The sequence below is a fragment of the Beijerinckia sp. 28-YEA-48 genome (assembly GCF_900104955.1).
GTDB lineage: Bacteria > Pseudomonadota > Alphaproteobacteria > Rhizobiales > Beijerinckiaceae > Terripilifer.
The window spans coordinates 3,271,921-3,294,010 of the sequence record NZ_FNSI01000001.1 but is presented as its reverse complement, the minus strand read 5'-3'; the positions used below and the strand labels follow the sequence as shown (position 1 = coordinate 3,294,010).

Annotated in this window: 21 protein-coding genes; 11 read left to right on the top strand and 10 right to left on the bottom strand. The window is 62.4% G+C overall.

All coding sequences use genetic code 11. The features are described 5' to 3' along the window. The first annotated feature begins 68 nt into the window (after window positions 1-68). Window positions 69-1,043, top strand: coding sequence for a Bug family tripartite tricarboxylate transporter substrate binding protein (locus BLW50_RS15630; protein WP_090704197.1), 975 nt, complete (start codon window positions 69-71; stop codon window positions 1,041-1,043). A gap of 57 nt (window positions 1,044-1,100) precedes the next feature. On the opposite strand, the gene BLW50_RS15625 is transcribed toward BLW50_RS15630, so the two are convergent. The 5 genes from BLW50_RS15625 to BLW50_RS15605 all read right to left on the bottom strand — a co-directional run bounded on the left by BLW50_RS15625 (window position 1,101) and on the right by BLW50_RS15605 (window position 6,760). Next, window positions 1,101-2,165 (bottom strand): NAD(P)-dependent oxidoreductase, encoded by a 1,065-nt coding sequence (locus BLW50_RS15625; protein ID WP_170850176.1) that lies wholly within the window; start codon window positions 2,163-2,165, stop codon window positions 1,101-1,103. A gap of 157 nt (window positions 2,166-2,322) precedes the next feature. Beyond that, entirely contained in the window at window positions 2,323-3,375 is a 1,053-nt protein-coding gene (locus tag BLW50_RS15620; protein ID WP_090704193.1) for a DUF4340 domain-containing protein, read from the bottom strand. Between the two features lie 10 nt (window positions 3,376-3,385). Beyond that, on the bottom strand, window positions 3,386-5,248 hold the full coding sequence (locus BLW50_RS15615; RefSeq protein WP_090704190.1) for a GldG family protein: 1,863 nt from the start codon (window positions 5,246-5,248) through the stop codon (window positions 3,386-3,388). A 7-nt stretch (window positions 5,249-5,255) separates the two neighbouring features. Next, entirely contained in the window at window positions 5,256-5,990 is a 735-nt protein-coding gene (locus BLW50_RS15610) for an ABC transporter permease subunit (RefSeq protein ID WP_090704188.1), read from the bottom strand. Window positions 5,991-5,995: 5 nt separating this feature from the next. Then, window positions 5,996-6,760 carry an ABC transporter ATP-binding protein gene (locus BLW50_RS15605; RefSeq protein WP_090704186.1) on the bottom strand — a complete coding sequence of 255 codons (765 nt, stop codon included), beginning with the start codon at window positions 6,758-6,760 and terminating at the stop codon, window positions 5,996-5,998. A gap of 245 nt (window positions 6,761-7,005) precedes the next feature. Here BLW50_RS15605 and BLW50_RS15600 point away from each other — a divergent pair, with 245 nt between their 5' ends. The 3 genes from BLW50_RS15600 (at window position 7,006) to BLW50_RS15590 (ending at window position 8,381) form a co-directional block, all read left to right on the top strand. Continuing rightward, complete coding sequence (locus BLW50_RS15600; RefSeq protein WP_090704185.1) at window positions 7,006-7,296, top strand: DUF1330 domain-containing protein; 291 nt, start codon at window positions 7,006-7,008, stop codon at window positions 7,294-7,296. A gap of 197 nt (window positions 7,297-7,493) precedes the next feature. Continuing rightward, entirely contained in the window at window positions 7,494-7,784 is a 291-nt protein-coding gene (locus BLW50_RS15595; protein WP_090709196.1) for a DUF1330 domain-containing protein, read from the top strand. Between the two features lie 165 nt (window positions 7,785-7,949). Then, on the top strand, window positions 7,950-8,381 hold the full coding sequence (locus tag BLW50_RS15590; RefSeq protein ID WP_090704183.1) for a GNAT family N-acetyltransferase: 432 nt from the start codon (window positions 7,950-7,952) through the stop codon (window positions 8,379-8,381). 41 nt (window positions 8,382-8,422) lie between these two features. Here the strand turns inward: BLW50_RS15590 and BLW50_RS15585 are convergent, their stop codons facing one another. From BLW50_RS15585 to dxs, 5 genes are all read right to left on the bottom strand, one after another. Next, the gene (locus BLW50_RS15585; RefSeq protein WP_090704181.1) at window positions 8,423-9,184 is read right to left on the bottom strand and encodes an SDR family NAD(P)-dependent oxidoreductase; all 762 of its coding nucleotides are present in this window, start codon (window positions 9,182-9,184) and stop codon (window positions 8,423-8,425) included. A gap of 136 nt (window positions 9,185-9,320) precedes the next feature. Continuing rightward, on the bottom strand, window positions 9,321-10,271 hold the full coding sequence (locus tag BLW50_RS15580; RefSeq protein ID WP_090704180.1) for an amidohydrolase family protein: 951 nt from the start codon (window positions 10,269-10,271) through the stop codon (window positions 9,321-9,323). A gap of 2 nt (window positions 10,272-10,273) precedes the next feature. Beyond that, window positions 10,274-11,239 (bottom strand): Bug family tripartite tricarboxylate transporter substrate binding protein, encoded by a 966-nt coding sequence (locus tag BLW50_RS15575; protein WP_090704177.1) that lies wholly within the window; start codon window positions 11,237-11,239, stop codon window positions 10,274-10,276. A gap of 65 nt (window positions 11,240-11,304) precedes the next feature. Next, window positions 11,305-12,270 (bottom strand): DMT family transporter, encoded by a 966-nt coding sequence (locus tag BLW50_RS15570; RefSeq protein ID WP_210186085.1) that lies wholly within the window; start codon window positions 12,268-12,270, stop codon window positions 11,305-11,307. Continuing rightward, window positions 12,267-14,189: a 1-deoxy-D-xylulose-5-phosphate synthase gene (gene dxs / locus BLW50_RS15565; protein ID WP_090704175.1), complete on the bottom strand. Its 1,923-nt coding sequence runs from the start codon at window positions 14,187-14,189 to the stop codon at window positions 12,267-12,269. Before dxs ends, BLW50_RS15570 begins: the two co-directional genes overlap by 4 nt. A 487-nt stretch (window positions 14,190-14,676) precedes the next feature. Here dxs and BLW50_RS15560 point away from each other — a divergent pair, with 487 nt between their 5' ends. From BLW50_RS15560 to BLW50_RS31090, 7 genes are all read left to right on the top strand, one after another. Beyond that, on the top strand, window positions 14,677-15,597 hold the full coding sequence (locus BLW50_RS15560) for a DUF535 family protein (protein ID WP_170850175.1): 921 nt from the start codon (window positions 14,677-14,679) through the stop codon (window positions 15,595-15,597). A 177-nt stretch (window positions 15,598-15,774) separates the two neighbouring features. Then, complete coding sequence (locus tag BLW50_RS15555) at window positions 15,775-16,398, top strand: HdeD family acid-resistance protein (protein WP_090704171.1); 624 nt, start codon at window positions 15,775-15,777, stop codon at window positions 16,396-16,398. 163 nt (window positions 16,399-16,561) lie between these two features. After that, on the top strand, window positions 16,562-19,240 hold the full coding sequence (gene ppdK / locus BLW50_RS15550; RefSeq protein ID WP_090704169.1) for a pyruvate, phosphate dikinase: 2,679 nt from the start codon (window positions 16,562-16,564) through the stop codon (window positions 19,238-19,240). 236 nt (window positions 19,241-19,476) lie between these two features. Continuing rightward, window positions 19,477-21,159, top strand: a complete 1,683-nt coding sequence (locus tag BLW50_RS15545) for an electron transfer flavoprotein-ubiquinone oxidoreductase (protein WP_170850174.1) — start codon at window positions 19,477-19,479, stop codon at window positions 21,157-21,159. 8 nt (window positions 21,160-21,167) lie between these two features. Next, the gene (locus BLW50_RS15540; protein WP_090704167.1) at window positions 21,168-21,503 is read left to right on the top strand and encodes a YnfA family protein; all 336 of its coding nucleotides are present in this window, start codon (window positions 21,168-21,170) and stop codon (window positions 21,501-21,503) included. 67 nt (window positions 21,504-21,570) lie between these two features. Next, window positions 21,571-21,831, top strand: coding sequence for a type II toxin-antitoxin system ParD family antitoxin (locus tag BLW50_RS15535; RefSeq protein ID WP_090709192.1), 261 nt, complete (start codon window positions 21,571-21,573; stop codon window positions 21,829-21,831). Further along, a complete protein-coding gene (locus BLW50_RS31090; protein ID WP_244544265.1) occupies window positions 21,824-22,012 on the top strand; it encodes a type II toxin-antitoxin system RelE/ParE family toxin in 189 nt (62 codons plus the stop codon). Before BLW50_RS15535 ends, BLW50_RS31090 begins: the two co-directional genes overlap by 8 nt. Window positions 22,013-22,090: the final 78 nt, after the last annotated feature.

Genomic DNA, 22,090 nt, shown 5'->3' with positions numbered 1-22,090 from the left:
GGTAGGCGTAGGGCAGGGGATGACGCTCGCGAGGAAACTCGTGATGAAACCGCTGGGAGAGGAACCTTATGCGATCGATTGCCGTACCCTTCGCCGCTCTGCTGGCGCTTGTTGCGCCGTCGAGCCTGTCGGCTCAGACGGAAGCCTGGCCCTCCGGCACGGTGAAATTCATCGTGCCTTTCGCTGCCGGAGCCTCCCCCGATATTATCGCCCGCATCGTCGGCGAAAAGCTGCAGCAGCGCACGGGCAAACCCTTCATCATCGAGAACCGGCCCGGCGCCAGCGGCAATACCGGCACCGATGTGGTGGCCCGGGCGCCAGGTGACGGCATGACCATAGGCATCAGCCTGTTTGGCCCGATGGGTATGAACACGGTGCTGATGAAATCCATGCCCTATGATCCGTTCAAGGATATCGCACCGGTCACCATGCTGACCTCGCAGCCGAGCGTGCTCGCCGTTTCCAACGAACTTGGCGTCAACACGGTTGGCGAGTTGATTGCGCTGCTGAAGAAGAATCCGGGTAAATATAACTATGCTTCGATCGGCCGGGGCTCGCTGTCGCATCTGGCGATGGAGCTGATCGCGGCCAAGAGCGGCACCGAGGTCGTTCACGTGGTGTTCGGCGGTTCGCCCCAGGCGGCCCAGGCGGTGATGCAGAACGACGTGCAGATGACGGTTTTGCCGGCGGTCTCGGTCGTGCCGCTCGCCAGCGACGGCAAGATGAAAATCCTCGCCGTCACCGAGCCGAAGCGCTCAAAATTCTTGCCCAACGTGCCGACCTTCGCGGAAGCTGGCATCGACGGGGTCGAAGCCAGCGCCTGGAACGCGCTGATCGCACCGCCCAGCACGCCGCCGGCTATACTCGATGAAATCTACAAGCAGACGGCGGCTGCGATCAACGAGCCCGACGTGATCGCCAAACTGGCGGCACAGATGATCGAGGTGCGTACCTCGACGCCGAAGGAGATGGCCCAGTTCGTGCGCGATGAAATGACCCGCTGGGGTGTCGTCGTGAAGGCGGCGAAGATCGAGCCGCAGTAACGGTGCGGATAGAGAAAGACAAAAGGCCCGGTTTGCATCGGGCCTTTTTCTTGAGCATCAGCCGGTGACACTGGCGCCGCCGAAACGTTCCTTCCAGCGCGGAATGACCTCTTTGTTGTAGACATTGTCGGGGATTCCGCCGGAAAGGGCCGTCAACACCGAACGTAAAGCCCATTGCATGCCGGGGCGCAGTTCGCCGTCGTCGTTGAAGGAGGCGGCGTGCGGCGAGAGCAGCACTTTGGTGCCGAGCTGGCGCAGCGGCGAATCCTTCGGCAGGGGCTCTTCCTCGAAAGCATCGATGGCAGCGCCTTGCAGGCGTCCCTCGGCGATGGCACGGGCGACGGCGGCTTCCTCGATCACTTTGCCGCGCGCCGTATTGACCACGATGGCATTTGGCTTCATCAGCGAAATCTGCTCATCGCGCAGCATGAAGCGGGTTTCCTTGGTCAGCACCACATGGAAGGAGACGACGTCGGCTTCCTTTAGCAAGGTCTCGTAGCTGACGCTTTTGGCATTGGCGAGCAGGAAGTCGGCCGGCGGAATATAGGGATCATAGGCGATGAGCCGCACGCGCCAGGGCGCCAGCAGTTGCGCCACGCGCGTCGCGATGCGCCCCAGGCCGACAAGGCCGATGGTGATGCCGGCATAGCCATCGGCACGCGCGCCGAGAAAGGTCGTGCCCAGATGCGGCTCGCGCCAAAGGCCGGCACGCACGGCTGCATCGCGCTCCATCGCCTTTTTCAGGCTGGCCAGGATCATCATCACAGTCGTTTCGGCAACGCCGAAACAATTGGCTTCGGTCGGCGCATGGCAAACCAGAATGCCAAGATCGGTGGCGGCGTCCGTATCGACGTCATCGACACCCACCGTATATTTGGCGACGATACGCAGCCGTTGCGAGGCTTCCATGACACGCCGCGAAATCGGTGTGTGGCGGATCGATGTGCCCATCAGCGCCACGGCGTCGCGCGCCGCGTTCACAAAATCCTGCTCATGGTCGCCGCGCGGCAATTGCCAGGCCTTGTCGCCGAACGCGACGTCATAGCCGGCCGTGGAGAGACGACCGAGAAAATCCTCCGGCTCCTCGCGCGGCGCATGAATGAAGACTTTCGGCTTGGACATGTTTCCTCCGTTTCGATCTTGCTCTTGTTGGCCGCGACTGTGGGCGAGGCACAAAGACAGGTCAAGACCGCGCTGAACATGCAGACCTGGGTTGAAAAAAGAGGCGCGGAAAACCGCGCCTCGCATGTTGGTGTTCTCTGGGCTCTTCAGCAGGCCGTCAGTTTGGCTTGGGCTCGTCGTTTTGTGGCGGCTTCTGCTCGGCTTTGGCTTCCTGGGTGAAGTCCTTCATGCCCCAGGCCAGCATGTCGGAATCGTTCTTCGCCAGTTTGAACTCAAAGCCGTCGAGCTTCGGTTTCAGGTCCTCGGCCTGCTTCTTCGAGTCGTCCGTCGTGCCTTCGGCTGCGATACGCACCCAACCGTCAGCGAGATCACCGACGCTGGTCATGGTGAGCTTCAAGCCGTTGTGGCTGTAAGCCGTGAGTGTGCGGCCACCGGGCTTCACGTCGCCCGTTGGTTTGCGCACGTCCTGGAAGCTGATGGGATCGACCATGAAGGAAAGGCGCATCAGCTTGCCATTGTCGGCGTCGCGGCCAACCGGCGCCGGGGCGAGCGCCAGATCGGCGCCCTTGGTCGGGGACACCAGGGTCACATCATCGAGGCCACCGCCGCGCAATTCCAGCTTCGCCAACGCATCCTTGTTGAGATTGATCAGATTGATCTCGAACCAGGCGGTGTTGGGGACAGGCACGCGCACTTCGCCGCGCACCAGCCAGGTTTGCGGTTCCTTGGGGAAGCGCACAAAGGTGCCACCACGCGCGCCACCCACGGTCATGTCACGATTGCCGATGATGATGTCGGCAAGCGTCGCACCTTTGCTGTCAAGCAAGGTCACCTGGCGGCCAGATTTTTCCGCCTGGCCGGCATCGGCGAGGCCGAGGTCGGCATAGCGTTGCGGATCGGCGGTTTTGCCTTCCTCATAGGCGAGGCTGATCATGCCGGCGACGATGTCGCGGAAGGCCTCCGGCTTCGTCGGATAACCCGATGCCTTGTCGAAGAAGCCATTGTCGCGCCGTTCGACGGTGAACGGTTTGTCGCTGTCGCGGATGGTGATGGCCGCGACATTGTTGGCCTCGGTGAGCAGTTGCGGGAACACGGGCTCGGTGCGCCGGTCGGAGGCGATGCCTTGCGGCGCGGTGCGCAGTGCGGCCCAGCTGCCGACCACGCAGAGTGCGGTGACCACGCCGAGAAGAGTGACGGACTTGATATTCATCTGTTCATCCTCAGGCGGACGGTTTCGGGGGCTCGCGCCGTGAGCGGCGCAGGGCGAAGAACAAGGCGATCAGGCCGGCGATGATAGGCACGCCGGCGACGTTCAGCGCCGTCAGGGACGACTTGAGGCGATCGACGTCGCTGCGCAGCGCGAACTGCGTCGCGCGCAGCTCCTCGCGCGTTGCCAGCACTTCGGTCTTGAACTTCTCGATCGTTTCGACCTGTTGCGGCGTCAGCACTTCATTGCCCTGCTGGCCGCCGCGTCCAAGTTCCTGCAACTTGGTTTCGGCCTCCTTCAAGCGCGCCTGCAATTGCTGCTCCTTGGCGCTGTAGCGCTGGTTGGCCTCGGCTTCCATCGTCTGGATACGTTCGAACGGCCGCCAGGACACGCCGCGCCCGCGCAGGTCCGCCAGCGCCACGCCACCCGACATCTGCTCGATCGCGTTGATGACGAAGTCGCCATTGTTGGCGAAGGCCTGCGCCACTTCCGTGCCGAGCATATTGCGCCGCTGCACCCAGTTGCGGTCCATCACCATGTCGGCGTCGCCGACGAGGATGATATTGGCCGGCTTGGTCGCCTTGGCGATATGCTCTTCCTTGCGGGTCGAACCCTCGGGCTTGGCGGGGAAGGCGCTTTCGAGCGTTCCGGTGAGGCGACCGGCGATTACCGGCGGTGTCTTGCCCCTCTCTATTTGGGTCGCGAGCTTGCGCATGTCGGCGGTGCGCTCCTTCGTTTCCGCCACGGGCAGCAAACCGCCCTCGGCCGAAGCGGTCATCAGCGGCCGCAGCGTCACGCCATCCTTATTGGTGTCGAACGCGCCGGCACTCGTCACCACGATGGCCGAGAGCTGCGCCAGAATGGCTTCATTCTTGCGCAGGGCCTCATTGCGCAGCGCCAGCCACGGCAGATTCAACATGGGGGTCGGCCGGCCGTCGATAGCGCGCTCGGTCTGCAGTGCATAGGTCGGATCGGCGACGGTTTTCTTGACGTCGTAGACGACGCCCCAGGCCTTGAACAGTTTCGGCAGGTCGGAGGAGGCGTCCGGCGGCGGTGCGCCGCGCGGGCCGATCTGGTTCTCGGCATTGGGATCGACGAAGATCAGCGTGGCGCCGCCATTCATCGCCCATTGGTCGAGCGTATACTGCGTCTTGTCGGTCAGGTTCTGCGGATGAACGACCATCACGACGCGGGTGTTCTCAGGCAACTCCTCGACTTCGCCTTCCACCGGCTTGACGTCGAAGAACTGCTTCATCTGCGTCAGCACCTGCGCTTCGCGCAGGCCCATCTGCGGATTGGCCGAGAGGCCGAGACCATCGAACAGGGCGACGACCGGCTTGCCGCGCTTGCCCAGTTCGGCAACGAGGCGCGTCAGATCGTATTCAAGGAACGCTTCGCGCTCCGGCGAGAACGAGGCGATGACCGATTTGCCGTCTGTGGAGTTGGTGGCGGCCAGGCCGAAGAACAGCCGGTCGCCGGTGGAAGAACGGATCGGGCTGATGCCGAAGGCAACGGCCCGGTCTTCATCTTCCGAATAGGGCTTGGCGTCGATCGTCTCCAGCGCGATGCGGCCCTTCGAGCCGGCCACATAGGCGTCGAGCATGGAGCGCACGCGGCTGGCGAAGGCGGCGAGTTGCGGCGCCTCCTTGGTCAGGCCCGACGACATGAAGAAGCGGAAGCGGATCGGCTCGTTGAGGTCGCCGATCAGGGTGCGTGTGCCCTGGGACAGAGAGAAGAGATGCTGGTCGGTCAGATCGATGCGGGCGCTGCGGAACAACTGGCCCGAAACGATATTGACGCAGCCAAAGATGATCGCCCCGAGAATGGCGGCGATGATGACGAGGCGGCCGGTGCCGAAGGATTTTTTGCCGGTCATGGTTGTCTCACGCGGCTTTCTTGACTTCGAGGATGCGCACGTTGAGCCACAGCGCAAACACGATGAGAGTGACGAAGAAAATCAGAGCGGGAATTTCCAGAACGCCATCGGTGATGCGCTGGAAATGGCCGATGAAGGACATGGACGAGATCGCCTGCACGATCACCTGCGGCGCCCATGGCTTGACGGCGGCGAGCACCAGATCGAAGCCGGCCATGACGAACAGGAAGCCGACGACGACGGCGCCGATAAAGGCCAGGACCTGGTTCTTGGTCAGCGCCGAGACGGCGGCCGAGATGGCGAGGAAGGCGCCGGCCATCAGCCAGGAGCCGATATAGGAGGCGAGGATCACACCATTGTCGGGCGAGCCGAGATAGTTGACCGTGATCCACAGCGGCATGGTCAACACCAGCGCGAGGCCCGCGAAGACCCAGGCGGCGAGCCATTTGCCGACGACGATCTGCCACGGCTGCACCGGCAGCGTCATCAACAACTCGATGGTGCCGGCCCGGCGTTCTTCCGCCCACAGGCGCATGCCGATCGCCGGCATCAGGATCAGATAAAGCCAGGGATGCCACAGGAAGAAGGCTGAGAGATCGGCTTGGCCGCGATCAAAGAAGCTGGCGACAAAGAAGGTGAGGCCAGTGGCCATGCCCAAAAAGACGACCAGAAAGACGCCCGCGATGGGCGTGGCGAAATAGCCGGCGAATTCGCGACGGAAGACGAGCAGAATGGTTTTCATGAAGGTCAGGCTCCGGCCTGTTCCAGGGTGATGGCGCGGAACGCGTCTTCGAGCTTCGTGGTCTTGACCATTTGCGACCGGTTCGGATCGGCCGTGGGCGCCCGGGCGAGCAGGTCGGCCGGCGTGCCGTCGGCAAGAATGCTGCCTCTGGCGATGATCAGCGCACGCGTGCAGATCGCCTCGACCTCTTCCAGAATATGAGTCGAAACGACGATGGCTTTCTCTGGCGCCAGTTCGCGGATCAGCTCGCGCATCTCATGTTTCTGGTTCGGATCGAGGCCGTCGGTCGGCTCATCGAGAATGAGAATGGCCGGATCGTGCACCAGCGCCTGGGCGATGCCGACGCGGCGCTTAAAACCCTTCGATAAGGCATCGATGCGGCGGTTCCACACTTCGGCAAGATCGATGCGATCGACCAGGAAGCCGAGGCGGTTGCGCGCCGTCGCCTTGTCGAGGCCGCGCATGCTGGCGACGAATTCGAGGAAATCGCCGACGGTCATGTCGGGATAGGCGGGGGCGCCTTCCGGCAGATAACCGAGGATCCTGCGTGCCGCCATCGCGTCGGTGCGGGTGTTGTGGCCATCAAGAAAGGCTTCCCCCGCATTGGGCTCAAGGAAGCCGGCGATGATTTTCATGGTGGTGGATTTGCCGGCACCATTGGGGCCGAGAAAACCGACGACTTCGCCGCGCTGTACGGAAAACGATACGTCGTTCACGGCTGTGAACGAACCAAAGCGTTTCACGAGACCGCGGGCCTCGACGAGCGACATATGATTTCCCCCTTGGGCTGGCCTGTTTTGGATCGGACGCACGGCGCCCGACGGCGAGACAGGGATAGCCATCCTGCCGCCGCGCGGCAAGATGGCGGCAAGAATGAGGGAATTCAAGGGCAAAGGATTACGGATTGGTTGCTATTCGCGCCTTTGCGCGCGCTCTTGCTCTCCTGCGTGCCCCCTGTCATTTTGCCGACAAAGGCGATGGCCTTTTGCGACAATGTACTCTCTGGGAGAAAAGAATGGCCAAGGCCTATTGGATCGCCGCCTATCATGCTGTGACCGACACCGACAAAATGGCCGCTTATGCCAAGCTGGCGGGGCCGGCGATTGAGGCCGGCGGCGGCCGTTTTCTGGCGCGTGGCCAGGCCGCCAAGGCTTATGAGGCGGGTCTGGTGCAGCGCACGGTGCTGATCGAGTTCGACAGCGTCGCGGCGGCCGAGAAAACCCATGACAGCGCGGCCTATAAAGCGGCGCTCGCGGCGCTCGATGGCGGCTGCATCCGCGACATGCGTATCGTCGAAGGCCTCTGAGACGACGATTTAGGTCGATCAGTATTCGGTTGAAGTGAGAAGCGGGGCTGGCAGCGGCCCCGCTTTTCGTTTGTACAGGCTTCTCCCTGTTTTCTGTTTTGACGCATCTTTGCAGCGTTTGATGATGCCATCAGACGGCAAAGGGCTATAATCGTGCTGGCTTTGCCCATCGGCAGGTCCGGCGACAGGGGATGAACATGGCTAAGGCTTACTGGGTCAGCCTGTATCATTCGGTGTCCGATCCGGGCAAAGTCGCGGCCTATGCCCGCGCCGCGGTGCCGGTGATCAAGGCGGGGGGCGGCCACGTTCTGGCCGGAAATATGCCCGCCAGGGTCTATGAGGCCGGTATCAAACAGAATGTCGTCATCATCGAATTCAACTCGCTCGCCGATGCGCAGGCGACCTACGACAGCCGGGCCTATCAGGCGGCTCTCGAAATACTGGCCGGCGCTTGCGTGCGCGACCTGCGCATCGTCGAGGGCCTGTGAGAGCACCGTGCCAGATGGTTGACAATCCCTTGCGTGTTGCGATGCCAGCCGCTGTCCAGAATGGGACTGGTGCACCAAACACAGTACAGAACCGGCACGAATCACTGTTTGCTGCCCGTGCCCGTTTGTTCTGCCTTTGTAAAAGTACGGGAAGGGAACGCTCCCATGTCGATCGAGATTCGCGAAATCACCACGGAAGAAGACGCCGCCGCCTGCTATCCGATCATGTATGCGCTGCGGCCGGAGCTTGAGAGCGCCGAAAAGTTCGCGCGGCTCTGGCGCGATTTGTCAGGCACCGGCTATCGGTTGTTGGCGTTGTTCGATGACGGTGAGATTCGCGCTCTGGCGGGTTTCCGGATCAATCACAACATCGTCCACGGCAAGCATATGTACGTGGACGATCTCGTGACGGCCGAGCGCGAACGCTCAAGCGGTTTTGGCGCCCAGCTGATGGATCGCTTGCGGGACGAATGCCGCAGGCAGGGCTGCGGCAAACTGTTGCTCGATACGCCGATGTCGAATTCCCTTGGCCATCGCTTCTACTACCGGCAAGGCATGTTCGCGACGGCGCTGCGCTTCACGCAAGAAATCAAGTAAGCAATCAAATAGATGACGCTACTGATTATCTTGGCGCCACGTTATCTTGGCGCCATGCGCAGCGAGCCGTCGAGGCGCACCACTTCGCCGTTGAGGTAGGGGTTTTCCACCATCTGCAAGGCGAGCGAGGCATATTCGTCGGGCCAGCCCAGGCGATGCGGGAAGGGGATGGCGACGGCCAGCGAATCCTGCGCTTCCTGCGGCAGTTGTTCCAGCAGCGGTGTGCGGAACAGGCCTGGCGCAATGGCCAGCGCGCGCACGCCGAATTGCGCCATCTCGCGGGCGATCGGCAGGGTCAGCGCGACAATGCCACCTTTGGAGGCCGCATAAGCGGTCTGGCCGATCTGGCCGTCGTAGGCGGCGACGGAAGCGGTCGAGATCATCACGCCACGTTCGCTGGTCTCGAGCGGTTCGAGCTTGCACATGGCAGCGCCAGCCAAGCGCATCATATTGTAGGAGCCGTTGAGGTTGACCGCGATCACCTTGGCGAATTCGTCGAGCGGATGTGGGCCATCGCGCCCGACCATGCGTTTGGCCACGGCGATGCCGGCGCAATTGACGAGGATACGCGGATCGCCGAGTTCCTTCGGTAGAGCGGCAAAGAACGCTTCGGCCTCGCTGGCGCTCGACACGTCGACGCGGAATGCCTTGCCGCCGATCTCGCCCGCGACCTTGTTGCCGCGATCCAAATCGCGATCGACGATCGCCACCTTGGCGCCGTTGGCGGCGAGACGCCGGGCGGTGGCTTCGCCAAGCCCCGAGGCACCGCCGGTGACGACGGCAACCAGACCTTTGGGATTCATTCCTGCTCTCCTCACACGCCGCGCGAAGGGGCGGCGGCTCCGGCCGCATTCAACCCAGCAGGGGCGGGGGCGTCAAGAGTATCAGTATGCCTTAGATTGAGGGATGGCGGTTTGGCTGTGGCTTCCGGGGCGCCATTTAACGGTTCAGGGCTGGAAAAAGCCGCGTGGCGTTGCGTCGCCGCCAGGCCGCATCGGTCGCCTGATCGAGCGGAGCGAAGGCCGTGGTGAATTTTGCCGCCCGCGAGGCAGGCCCCTCGGGAATGAACGGATAGTCGCTGCCGAAAAGAATCCGGTCGGGCGCCGCGAAACCGCAGAGGGCGGTGAGCGTCGTTGTGTCCGCGCAGGAGGCGGTCTCGTAATAGAGCGACCGCAACGCGCCGGAGATCTCTTCGTCCGTGATTGTCGGCGTCAGTTTCGAGAAGCGCGCGATATGCCGTGCCATGCGTCCCGCGAGAAACGGCGTCGCGCCACCACCATGCGATACAATGATTTTCACGGAAGGGAATTTCCGCATGAAGCCGTTGGCGACCATGTTCACAACCATGCGCATGGTATCGAACGGATATTCCAGCGTGGGCCCGGGGAAGCCGAGACGGTTCATGTTGAAGCCGGGCGGAGCGATCGGATGCACGAAGCACGCGGCCTGGCAGGCTTCTAGGACTTCAAAGAACGGATCGAGCCGCGGATCGCCGAGATAGACGCCGTCGTAATTGGTCTGCAGGGTCAAGCCTTCGAGATGCAATGTATCGAACGCGTGCCGTGCTTCCGCGATCGCGGCGGCGACGTCGGGAAGCGGCGTGATGGCGAAGCCGCCAAATCGCGAAGGATGTGCGTCGCGGTGGTTCGCCAGTTCGACATTCGTCGCGCGCGCCAGCTCCGCCGGGCGCGAACTGAACGCCACTCCCGGGGAGGAAATCGAGAGAAGTTGCAGGCCTACGCCATTGGCGTCCATGAAGGCGAGCGCATCATGGCTCGACCAGGGCGCAAGCGGAAAGCCGTCGACCGTATGATAACCCGCACTGCGCAGGGCGTCACAATAGCCATCGGTGAGGAAATGCGCGTGAACATCGACGAGCGTGTCGGCCATGGTTATTCCGCCTTGATGCCGGCGTCGCGAATGATTTGCGCGGCGGCGTCCGAATCCGTCTTGACGAGAGTTCGGAACTGCGCCGGCGTATTGACGGCGGCGATCAGCCCAAAGTCTGCAAGTTTCTCAGTGATGTCGGTTTGCGCCAAAGCCTTGGCGAAATAGCCGGAAAGCTCTTCGACATAAGCGTCGCTTGCGGTCTTGGGCAAAGCGAGACCGAACCACACTTCCATGGCAAGCATTGGAAAGCCACTTTCCGCGACGGTCGGTATGTCGGGAAAGTCCTTCTGTCGGGCATCGGAGGTGACGGCGAGGATGTGAATCCTGTTTTGCGTCACAAACGCTTTAAAGGGTGGATAGCTATTGAAGAAGAAGTCGATCTCGCCAGCCGCGAGATCCTGCGCGGCGGGGCCACCGCCCTTGTAATGTACGGCGACCATTGGAATGCCGGTGGCGAGCGACAGAGCGCTGCCAAGAATGTGGCCGCTGGCGCCGATCGCTTGCGTACCGTAACGAACCGGGGCGCCACTTGTCTTCAGCGCCGCCACGAACGCCTTGAGCGACGTTTCTTTCGTCCGCGCCGGCACCGCAAGGAACAGCGGCGAGCGATAGAGCAGGCTCACCGGCTTGAAGTCCGCCTCTGGATTGTAGGTGAGCGATTTGAACAGATGCGGGTAGACGGTGAAGCCAGCGTTATCGGCAATCATCGCGTTCATCATGCCAGCGGGAGCCGGCGTTTGCGCGGCTGCGGCGGCCATCTGGCCCTGACCGCCTGGCTTTGGATTGATGAGAATGTTCGGCCCACCGACCTTTTGCAGGGCTTCGCCCCAGGCGCGATAGGCGATGTCGGTCGCCGCCCCCGGATTGAAAGGCGACATGACGACCAAGGTCTTCGGTGAGGTCTGTGCGCTCGCCGTTGTTGCGAGCGCGAACAGAGTACAGGCCACCGCAGCGGCACGAATGATCATGTTCCTCTGTCCTCCCAACCTTTGCGAAACTATCGAACCGGCAGGAAGAGGGTGTCAAGTGGCGCTCAGTTGGCGCGCGGCTTCCACGTCACCATGGCGACGGCGACGACGACGAGCGCCATGCCGGCGAAAGATATTGGGCCAAGCGTCTCGTGGAACAGGAAATAGGCCATCAGCGCCGTCGTCGGCGGGACCAGGAAGAACAGGCTCGCCACCGTCGCTGCCGCACCACGCCGGATCAGGATGAACAGCAGGGTGATCGTGCCCACCGAGAGCACGATGCACAGCCAGGCCATGGAGATGATCAGCTCCGGCGTCCAGGTGTGGCGGAAATCTTCCATCGCGGCGAGCGGCAGGATGACGATCGACGAGGCGACGAATTGCACCACCGATCCGGTGCGCAGGTCCATCCGGCCGCCGAACTTCTTCTGCCACAGCGTGCCGCTGGTCATGAACACCGCCGACATGAAGGCGAAGAACATGCCGATCGGTGTGCCGAGCCCGAGGCCGAGCTTGTTCCACACCACGAGCGCCGTGCCGGCGAGCCCGATGAAAAGGCCAGCCCATTGCCGCTTCGTGGTGTGCTCGCCCAAAAAGGGAGCCGCGAGCACGGCGGTGAGCAGCGGTTGCAGGCCCGCCATCAGTGAGGAGACGCCGGCTTCGACGCCGAGCGAAAGGGCGGCGAATGTCGCGCCAAGATAACCGGCATGGACGAAAATCCCGCCGATGGAAATCGTCAGCAGATCCTGGCGGCGCGGCCAGGGCGCGCGCATGACCAGCGCGACGATCGTCAGAAGCACCACGACGATGATGAAGCGGATGAGCAACATGGTGAAAGGCGCGGCCGAGACGAGGCCGAGCTTGCCGGCGATGAAGCCGGTCGACCAGAAGATGACGAACAGCGCCGGCATCGAGGCGAACCACAGCGCCATCGCAGGTGACGAGGAATGCGACGAGGCTTGCGACGAAGCTTGTGAAGAGCCTTGCGACGTCTCCTGCGCAGGCGCTGTCTTGTCGTCCGCCGGTTTCATGCAATCATGCCGCGTGCTTCATCGGCGCGGCCGAGCAGGTCGAGCACTTTGGTGACGATAGCCTGGGCATCGAGGCCGGCCTGCGCATACATGCGCTCCGGCTTGTCCTGCTCCATATATATGTCGGGCAGCACCATGGCGCGCACTTTGAGCTGACCGCTATCGAGCAGGCCGTCGTCGCTCAGGGCTTGCAGCACATGCGAACCGAAACCGCCGATCGAGCCTTCCTCGATGGTGATGAGCACGTCATGCTGAGTGGCGAGCTTGCGCAACAGATCCATGTCGAGCGGTTTGGCGAAGCGCGCATCGGCAACGGTCGCCGATAGCCCATGGGCGGCCAGGTCCTCCGCTGCCTTCAGCGCTTCCTTGAGCCGTGTGCCCAGCGACAGCAGGGCGATCTGCGTGCCTTGACGCAAGATGCGGCCCTTGCCGATCTCCAACACGTCGCCGCGCGCCGGCAGTTCGACGCCGACGCCTTCGCCGCGCGGATAACGCAGCGCGATCGGTCCGGAATTATGTGCGGCGGCGGTCGCCACCATATGCACCAGCTCGGCTTCATCGGCCGCCGCCATCACCACCATGTTCGGCAGGCAGGTGAGATAGGCGACATCGAAGGCGCCCGCGTGGGTGGGGCCGTCGGCGCCGACGAGGCCGGCGCGATCGAGCGCGAAGCGCACCGGCAGATTCTGGATCGCCACGTCATGCACGACCTGGTCGTAGCCGCGCTGCAGGAAGGTGGAATAGATGGCGCAGAAGGGTTTGTAGCCCTCGGTGGCGAGGCCGGCGGCGAAGGTCACCGCATGCTGTTCGGCGATGCCGACATCGAAAGTGCGCGTCGGGAAAGCCTGGCCGAACAGGTCGAGCCCGGTGCCTGAGGGCATGGCGGCGGTGATGGCGACGATCTTGTCGTCGTGCCGGGCCTCGGTGATCAGGCTCTCGGCGAACACTCTGGTATAGGACGGCGCGTTGGCCTTGGGCTTTGCCTGCGCGCCGGTGACGACGTCGAACGTGTTGACGCCATGATATTTGTCGTCGGACGCCTCGGCCGGCGGATAGCCCTTGCCCTTTTTCGTCACCACATGCACCAGCACCGGGCCGTGCGCATTGTCGCGCACGTTCTTCAGCACGGGCAGCAGATGATCGAGGTTATGGCCGTCGATCGGGCCGACATAATAGAAACCCAGTTCCTCGAACAGCGTGCCGCCCATCCAATAGCCGCGCGAGAAGGCTTCCGCCTTCTTGGCCTTTTTGTAGAGGAAGTTCGGCAGGTGCGTGGCGAGCTGCTTGGCCGCTTCGCGGATGCTGCGATAGGCGCCGCCTGAGACCAGACGCGCCAGATAGGCAGACATGGCGCCGGTCGGCGGCGCGATCGACATGTCGTTGTCGTTGAGAATGACGACCAGGCGCGAATGCAGATGGCCGGCGTTGTTCATCGCCTCGTAGACCATGCCGGCCGACAGGGCGCCGTCGCCGATGACGCAGACGACGTTGTTGGTGCCTTCGGACAGATCGCGCGCCACCGCCATGCCAAGGCCCGCCGAAATCGACGTCGAGGAATGGGCGGCGCCGAAGGGGTCGTAAGGGCTTTCGGCGCGGCGGGTGAAGCCCGACAGGCCGCCAGCCTGGCGCAGTGTCCGGATCCGGTCGCGCCGGCCGGTGAGAATCTTGTGTGGATAGGCCTGATGGCCGACGTCCCAGATCAGCCGGTCCGCCGGCGTGTTGAAGACATAGTGCAGGGCGACGGTCAGCTCAACAACGCCCAGTCCGGCGCCAAGATGGCCGCCGGTCACGGAAACCGCGTCGATCGTCTCCTGGCGTAATTCGTCCGCCAGTTGCGGCAGGTCGCCAGGGGAAAGTTCCCGCAACTTGTCGGGGGTCGGAACCCGGTCGAGAAGCGGCGTTTTCGAAGTTTTTGTCACTGCGGACCCGGATATCTCGACAAATAAGGCCAAGGTGGTGTCGCCTAGCGCCGGCTTACACCAGTTCGCCAACCCACGCCATCCGCCATGTTGCCTAAGGGCCGGGATGTCAAGGACATGGCGGTTTCGCGCCGTTTAGGCCTCCTTCCCCTCAGGAAGGTCGCGAAACTGCTGGCGATCCGGCCCTGCCTCAGGCTGCGGAGCCAAATCTGAAGCAACATTACGGTTCTGTAAGGTTCCTGTAATGCAACGCAGGCCATTGTCCGCGCACAGGTGCGTCGGGTGCCGGTTGAATTGGGCGGGAGCACCCGTCTCCGGGTCTTGGTTAAGGAATTCTGAACTTGATAGAGATAGGAATTCTTCAAATCTGTCAGTTAGTTGTCAGTCAATCACGGCATTGTGATGTCGGGCTGCGCTGTGGTCTGTCGGTGCGGGGATGAGGGGCTTCGTTGTGTCGTCTAGTCAGTCGTTGAATCTGAGTTTGACCGTGGCGGACATTGCCACGCATTTCCGTGCGCTGTTTGCTGGTCAATTTACCAAGGCCGAGCGGATGTGGCTGCTTCGCGCCCCCCTGGCCCCCCGTTCGGCTTTGCTGTGGAGCGCCTTTATCTGCCGTTATTTCCACCGTTATGCCGATACGCTGCCGCCGACCCGCGTGCTCAACAAGCCCCTGCGCAATTACGGCCTGAACGGTCTGACGCCGCGCCATCGGGTCAAGCTTATGCTGGCGCACTATCGGCTCTTGGCCGATCTGGCCGATGAGCGGCTGGTCAGGGCCGCCTGTTCCTTTCAGCCGCAGACGATCGTGACCTTGCAGGGCAAACGCGAGAGTTATCGCCTGAACATTTGCAACACCACGCGTCTGGCCATGACCCGCGAGGGCGAACTTGGCCTGGTGCTGGAGCGGGCCGACGGTCTGCTGCTGGGTAAGATCGCGCTGCTTCTGGGCGAAATCGACGGCAAGCCGATGGTCGCGATCGGCGGCTTACAGGGCAGCAAGGATGGCAAGCGGGCCGTCGTCGCGGCGACCAGGGATTTGCACGGCCTGCGCCCCAAGGATGCGCTGCTTTTGGCGGTGCGCAGCCTCGCCACGGCCTTTGATATTGAAACCATTCACGCCATCAACAATGCCCAGCATGTCATCGAGCGTCGCACCAGCGATTACGATGCCTATTGGCTGGAGCGCGGCGCCGAGCCGGGCGGGCCCTATGGTTTTGTTATGCCGGCCCAGATCGCGACCGTCGAGACATCCGCTGGGCGCGATCTGATCAAGGCGCGGCTCACGCAGGATGCGAGCCACTATTTTGTCGCCCATCTGAAGAACAAGCGGCTGCCGGCAGAACTCTCGCCAGATCGCGTCGCGGCAAATGGCGATCGCAAACCGAGCCTCGTCCTGGGGTTGTGCTGAGCCGCAACCGGCCGATTTTCCGGTCATAAAAAGACGCGCGGTCGTGGACAGGATCGCGTCCAGCGCCTATGGGAGCGTGATCGCCGCTGCGGCCTGATACGCAGCTTTCGGCGGCCGGGAGGACCATGAGGAAATACGCTGCAGGAAATACGCGGCAAAAATTGCGGAGCCGCGCCGGTGACTGACAAGTCCACCACCGATGCTGCGGAGCGCGATGCCTTCCGTGCTTATCTCCTAACCGCAGTGGCGCGCCTCGCGCCGCGTGCGCGGGCGCTGACGGTCATTGGCTTCATCCTGGTCCTGTTGGGCGTCGCCGTGGTGGCGATCATCACCCAGTCGCGGGTGGTTTCTCTCATTCCGGTCGGCCTCTTGATGGTGGTGGGCGGCGTATTTGAACTTGGCATCGGGCATAATGCGCGCGGCGACGATGCGCGCACCACGCCCTGGGCACGCGCCGCGGCGCTGAATGTCGCTGCCGGCATCTTCGTTATCGCGGCGCCTTATCTGTCGATCGCGTGGCTATCGGGATTGGCCGGTATTTGTATTCTGGCGGCTGGGATCGTGCGCCTGCGCTGCGATTTTGCTTTGTCGCTCGCCCACCGCAGCGCCGTCATGCCGCTCTCGGCGGCCATCACCGCTTTGATCGGCGTGCTCATCGTCACCCGTTGGCCAGGAGAGAATCTGGTCCTGCTCGGCGTCATGCTGGGTGTCGAGTTGATCATGCGCGGTTGGGCCTGGGTCGGCTTTGGCGTGACCTTGCGCCGCGCTCTCAGTCGGGCCGGTTCGTCCAATAAATCGTAACCCACGAAATTTACTAGCCTTTTACGAAAATTCACGATTCCGGTGATGCCCGCCATCCGGTCGATTGCGCATTTTGCTGCTTTGCGTCAAACATCTGCCCGGCATAGGCCCTGCCGCCGCATGGGGGCAAAGGCCTTGGTGAGCTCCTAAGAGGCCAGAATCTATGAGCAAGTGGGTCTACACATTCGGTGACGGCAAGGCTGAAGGCGCCGGCGAGATGCGCAATCTCCTGGGCGGCAAGGGCGCTAACCTCGCTGAAATGGCCAATCTGGGCCTGCCGGTTCCTCCCGGTTTCACCATCACCACTGAATTGTGCACTTGGTTCTACGCCAACGGCAAAACCTATCCGGCTGAGCTGAAACAGGCAGTCGAGGATGCGCTCGCCCATGTCGGCAAGATCGCCGACCGCGCGTTCGGCGACAATGCCAATCCGCTCCTGGTGTCGGTGCGCTCGGGCGCCCGCGCCTCGATGCCTGGCATGATGGACACCGTGCTCAATCTCGGCCTCAACGACACCACCGTCGATGCCATCGCCAAGAATGCCGGCGACACGCGTTTCGCCTGGGATTCCTATCGCCGTTTCATCCAGATGTATTCGAACGTGGTGCTCGATATCGATCACCACAATTTCGAGGACCTGCTCGACGAGTATAAAGACCGCAAGGGCTTCACCCTCGACACGGATCTTGGTGAGGCCGATTGGCGTGTTCTCGTCGGCCAGTACAAGGAAGTCGTGGCGCGCGAGAGCGGCAAGCCGTTCCCGCAGGATCCGCGCGAGCAATTGTGGGGCGCGGTCGGCGCGGTGTTCTCCTCATGGATGAACCAGCGCGCCATCACCTATCGTCGCCTGAATTCGATTCCGGAGAGTTGGGGCACGGCCGTCACCGTGCAGGCGATGGTCTTCGGCAATATGGGCGATACGTCGGCCACCGGCGTTGCCTTCACCCGCAACCCCTCGACCGGCGAGAGAGAACTCTATGGCGAGTTCCTGATCAACGCCCAGGGCGAGGACGTGGTCGCCGGCATTCGCACGCCGCAGAACATCACCGAGCTGGCACGCAAGGCCGCCGGTTCCGACAAGCCGTCGATGGAGACGGCGCTGCCGGAGTGCTACAATGCATTCGTTCGCGTCACGCAGCTGCTCGAAAAGCACTATCGCGACATGCAGGACATGGAGTTCACCGTCGAACGCGGCAAATTGTGGATGCTGCAGACGCGCAACGGCAAACGCACCGCCAAAGCCGCTTTGCGCATCGCCGTCGAAATGGCCAATGAAGGTCTGATCACCCAAAACGAAGCGGTCGGCAAAGTCGAGCCGGCGGCGCTCGATCAATTGCTGCATCCGACCATCGATCCGAAAGCCAAGCGCGATATTCTCGCGACCGGCTTGCCGGCATCGCCAGGCGCTGCCTCGGGCGAGATCGTCTTCAATTCGGATGAGGCCGAAACCCTGAAAGCGGCTGGCCACAAAGTCATTCTGGTGCGCGTCGAGACGTCGCCGGAAGATATTCACGGCATGCACGCTGCCGAAGGCATTCTCACCACCCGTGGTGGCATGACGTCGCACGCCGCCGTGGTGGCGCGCGGCATGGGCAAGCCCTGCGTGTCTGGCGCCGGTTCCGTTCGTGTCGACTACAATCAGGGCGTGTTGGTTGCCTCCGGCAAGACTTTGCGCAAGGGCGACATCATCACCATCGATGGCTCGACCGGCCAGGTGTTGCATGGCGCGGTGCCGATGTTGGAGCCGGAGCTCTCCGGCGAATTCGCCACTTTGATGAGCTGGGCCGACAAGGTGCGGCGCATGAAAGTGCGCACCAATGCCGAAACGCCGGCTGATGCGCGCGTGGCGCGCAACTTCGGCGCTGACGGCATTGGTCTGTGCCGTACCGAACATATGTTCTTTGAAGGCGACCGCATCATCGCCGTGCGCGAGATGATTCTCGCCGACGACGAAAAGGGCCGCCGCGCCGCGCTCGCCAAACTGCTGCCGATGCAGCGCAAGGATTTTGCCGAACTGTTCGAGATCATGTCTGGCCTGCCGGTGACGATCCGTCTGCTCGATCCGCCGCTGCACGAATTCCTGCCTCATACGGAGGAGGAAATCGCCGAAGTGGCGAAGGCGATGAACACCAGCGCCGACAAACTCAAGCGCCGCGCGGCCGAACTGCATGAGTTCAATCCGATGCTCGGCTTCCGTGGCGTGCGCATCGCCATTGCCTATCCCGAGATCGCTGAAATGCAGGCGCGCGCCATTTTCGAGGGCGCGGTCGAAGCCAGCAAGAAGACAGGCCAGCCGGTGATCGCCGAAGTCATGGTGCCGCTGGTGATGACTAAGGCGGAACTCGATCTGACCAAGGCGCGCATCGACGCGATGGCGGCCGCGGTCGAGCAGGAAACCGGTGTCAAAGTGCCCTATATCGTCGGCACGATGATCGAACTACCGCGCGCCGCTTTGCTGGCCGGTGAGATCGCCAAGACCGCCGAATTCTTCTCCTTCGGCACCAACGATCTGACGCAGACCGCACTGGGCATTTCGCGCGACGATGCGGCTTCGTTCCTTGGTCCCTATACGACCAAGGGCATTCTGGCGGCTGATCCGTTCGTCACCCTTGATCAGGAAGGTGTCGGCGAACTGGTGAAGATCGCGGCCGAGCGCGGCAACAAGACCCGTCCCGGCATCAAGCTCGGCATCTGCGGCGAACACGGCGGCGATCCGGCTTCGATCCAGTTCTGCGAAAAGGTCGGCCTCGACTACGTCTCCTGCTCGCCGTACCGCGTGCCGATCGCCCGCCTCGCGGCGGCACAGGCGGCGCTCGGCAAGGCCGCCGCCAGCACGGCGTAAGCCGGGCAGGGGCTGCCACTTCTTCCGGCCTCTTCCCGCGATTCGGTGGGGAGGGGCCGTACTGTTTTCCGGGGAGATCGCGAAAAGCGGCAAAATCGTTTGGGATGGTCCAAAATCGGACCGGTGCCGGACCAAAACCCGGCTTTGCCTGAGCCCGCCGAACCGATAATCCTTCTAGTATGGAATGGGTGGTTTATGTATGAACCATCAGGGGACAATAACGGGATCACAAAGCCATGGCTGACACCGATACTGCCGAACTGCCCGAACGCGAGGGCATGGATTACGACGTTGTCGTGGTCGGCGGCGGTCCGGCTGGTTTGGCCGCGGCCATCCACCTCAAACAGGTGGCGCCGGAAGCGAGTGTCGTCGTGGTTGAAAAGGGCTCCGAGGTCGGCGCCCATATCCTGTCCGGCGCGGTGATCGATCCGATCGGCCTCGACCGGCTGCTGCCCGACTGGCGCGAGGACGAAGCGCGGCCGCTGACCACCCAGGTCAGTGCCGATCGTTTCTATCTGCTCGGCCCCTCGGGCGGCGTGCGCTTGCCGAACATTCTGATGCCGCGCCTGATGAACAATCACGGCAACTTCGTCGGCTCGCTCGCCAATGTGACGCGCTATCTCGCCACCCACGCCGAGGCGCTCGGCGTCGAAATCTATCCGGGCTTCGCTGCCGCCGAGCTGCTTTATGACGACAACGGCGCCGTGCGGGGCATCGCCACCGGTGACATGGGCGTTGCCCGCGACGGCAAGCACAAGGACGGCTTCACCCGCGGCATGGAATTGCGCGGCAAATATACTTTGTTGGCGGAAGGCGCGCGGGGGTCGCTCAGCAAACAGGCCATCGCGCGTTTCGAACTTTCCGCCGATCGTGAGCCGCAGAAATATGGCATCGGCTTGAAGGAGCTATGGCAGATCGATCCGGCGAAACATCAGCCGGGTCTCGTGCAGCATTCCTTTGGTTGGCCGCTCAGCAACGACACCGGCGGTGGCTCCTTCCTCTATCATTTCGAGGACGGTTTGGTGTCTGTCGGTTTCGTCGTGCATTTGAATTATTCGAATCCGACTCTGTCTCCCTTTGACGAATTCCAGCGCTTCAAGACCCATCCGATGATCGCGCCGACCTTCGAGGGCGGCAAGCGCATCGCCTATGGCGCGCGCGCCATCACCGAGGGCGGTTATCAGAGCGTGCCGAAACTGTGTTTCCCCGGCGGTGCGCTCGTTGGCTGCGCGGCCGGCTTCGTCAACGTGCCGCGCATCAAGGGATCGCACAACGCCATTCTCTCCGGCATGCTCGCCGCCGAACATGTGGCGAAGGCGCTGGCAGCCGGCCGCAGCCACGATGAACTTCTTGGCTACGAGGAAGCGTGGCGCGCCTCCGACATTGGCCGCGATCTCTACAAGGTGCGCAACGTCAAGCCGCTGTGGTCGAAGCTGGGCACCATGATCGGTATCGGCCTTGGCGGCATTGATATGTGGATCAACCAGCTGTTTGGCTTCTCGCCCTTGGGCACGCTGAAACATGGCAAGCCTGACTTCGCCACGTTGAAGCCGCTGTCGCAGGTCAAGCCCATCGTTTATCCGCGCCCCGATGGAAAGATTTCCTTCGACAAATTGTCGTCGGTCTTCCTGTCGAGCACCAATCACGAGGAGGACCAGCCGGTCCACCTCAAGCTCGCCGATCCGTCGATCCCGATCCGCGAGAACCTGCCTGAGTATGGCGAACCGGCGCGGCTTTATTGCCCGGCCGGCGTCTATGAAGTGCTCTATGCGGACGATGTGAAGAAGACCGATCCGCGCTTCGTCATCAATGCGCAGAACTGCGTCCACTGCAAAACCTGCGACATCAAGGATCCGGCGCAGAACATCAATTGGGTCGTGCCGGAAGGCGGCGGCGGCCCCAACTATCCGAACATGTAGCGCCGGCGATGGCGCAAATCGGCTTTTCGCTGGCGATCTATCTGGCGGCGGCTTTGGCCGAGATTGCCGGCTGCTTCGCCTTCTGGATGTGGCTGCGCCGTGCCGCCTCCATCCTCTGGCTGGTGCCGGCGTTGCTGGCGCTCGCGACTTTTGCCTACCTGCTGACACGCATCGAAAGCGATACGGCCGGCCGCGCCTACGCGGCTTACGGCGGCGTCTATATTGCGGCATCCATCGCCTGGATAGGGCTTGTCGAAGGTCAGCGCCCGGATCGCTGGGACATGACCGGAGGCGCCATCTGCCTCGTCGGCGCGGCCGTCATCCTGTTTGCCCCTCGCAATTAAAAACCAACAATTCTTGTTAATTCTTGTGGGGCGCTCTATATTGGATGTGGGGGCGAGGATATCGACCATGCGCACCATGACCATTTCTCTCTCGCCGCAACAGGCGAGCCGCATTCAGCAGGCAGTTGAGACCGGTGATTACGCGTCCAATAGCGAAGTGATCCGCGAGGCACTGCGTCTGTGGGAGCAGCGCGAGGAAATGCGCACGCTTGATCTCGCGCGTCTGAGGCAGGCTTATGCCGAGGGCATGGCGAGCGGCGCCGGACAGGACGTGACGGCTGAAGGTCTACTACAAGACTTCAAGCGTAAAAAAACGCGACGTGCCTGACATTCGTTTCACGCCGCGCGCGCAAAACGATCTTTTCGAAATCTGGACGACGATTGCCGTCGACAATCCGCGTGCGGCCGACGCTCTTCATTTTCGCATCATGCACAAAGTAGAAGTCGCGGCTTCTTACCCGTTGATGGGTACAGCTCGTCCTGAATTGAGCGCTACCCGCGCATTTTGATCGAAGGGCGCTACATCATCATCTACGAGCCGCTGCCAGACGGCGTGCTCGTGGTTGCCATGGTGCACAGTATGCGTG

Excerpts from the sequence above, each read along its gene's own strand:
- BLW50_RS15570 (WP_210186085.1), bottom strand. The coding sequence starts at position 12,270 with ATGAAACCGGCGGACGACAAGACAGCGCCTGCGCAGGAGACGTCGCAA.
- BLW50_RS15625 (WP_170850176.1), bottom strand. The coding sequence starts at position 2,165 with ATGTCCAAGCCGAAAGTCTTCATTCATGCGCCGCGCGAGGAGCCGGAG.
- BLW50_RS15615 (WP_090704190.1), bottom strand. The coding sequence starts at position 5,248 with ATGACCGGCAAAAAATCCTTCGGCACCGGCCGCCTCGTCATCATCGCC.
- BLW50_RS15580 (WP_090704180.1), bottom strand. The coding sequence starts at position 10,271 with ATGGCCGACACGCTCGTCGATGTTCACGCGCATTTCCTCACCGATGGC.
- BLW50_RS15535 (WP_090709192.1), top strand. The coding sequence starts at position 21,571 with ATGCGCACCATGACCATTTCTCTCTCGCCGCAACAGGCGAGCCGCATT.
- BLW50_RS15595 (WP_090709196.1), top strand. The coding sequence starts at position 7,494 with ATGGCTAAGGCTTACTGGGTCAGCCTGTATCATTCGGTGTCCGATCCG.
- BLW50_RS15605 (WP_090704186.1), bottom strand. The coding sequence starts at position 6,760 with ATGTCGCTCGTCGAGGCCCGCGGTCTCGTGAAACGCTTTGGTTCGTTC.
- BLW50_RS15545 (WP_170850174.1), top strand. The coding sequence starts at position 19,477 with ATGGCTGACACCGATACTGCCGAACTGCCCGAACGCGAGGGCATGGAT.
- BLW50_RS15585 (WP_090704181.1), bottom strand. The coding sequence starts at position 9,184 with ATGAATCCCAAAGGTCTGGTTGCCGTCGTCACCGGCGGTGCCTCGGGG.
- BLW50_RS15600 (WP_090704185.1), top strand. The coding sequence starts at position 7,006 with ATGGCCAAGGCCTATTGGATCGCCGCCTATCATGCTGTGACCGACACC.
- BLW50_RS15610 (WP_090704188.1), bottom strand. The coding sequence starts at position 5,990 with ATGAAAACCATTCTGCTCGTCTTCCGTCGCGAATTCGCCGGCTATTTC.
- BLW50_RS15620 (WP_090704193.1), bottom strand. The coding sequence starts at position 3,375 with ATGAATATCAAGTCCGTCACTCTTCTCGGCGTGGTCACCGCACTCTGC.
- BLW50_RS15630 (WP_090704197.1), top strand. The coding sequence starts at position 69 with ATGCGATCGATTGCCGTACCCTTCGCCGCTCTGCTGGCGCTTGTTGCG.
- BLW50_RS15590 (WP_090704183.1), top strand. The coding sequence starts at position 7,950 with ATGTCGATCGAGATTCGCGAAATCACCACGGAAGAAGACGCCGCCGCC.
- BLW50_RS15540 (WP_090704167.1), top strand. The coding sequence starts at position 21,168 with ATGGCGCAAATCGGCTTTTCGCTGGCGATCTATCTGGCGGCGGCTTTG.
- BLW50_RS15575 (WP_090704177.1), bottom strand. The coding sequence starts at position 11,239 with ATGATCATTCGTGCCGCTGCGGTGGCCTGTACTCTGTTCGCGCTCGCA.
- ppdK (WP_090704169.1), top strand. The coding sequence starts at position 16,562 with ATGAGCAAGTGGGTCTACACATTCGGTGACGGCAAGGCTGAAGGCGCC.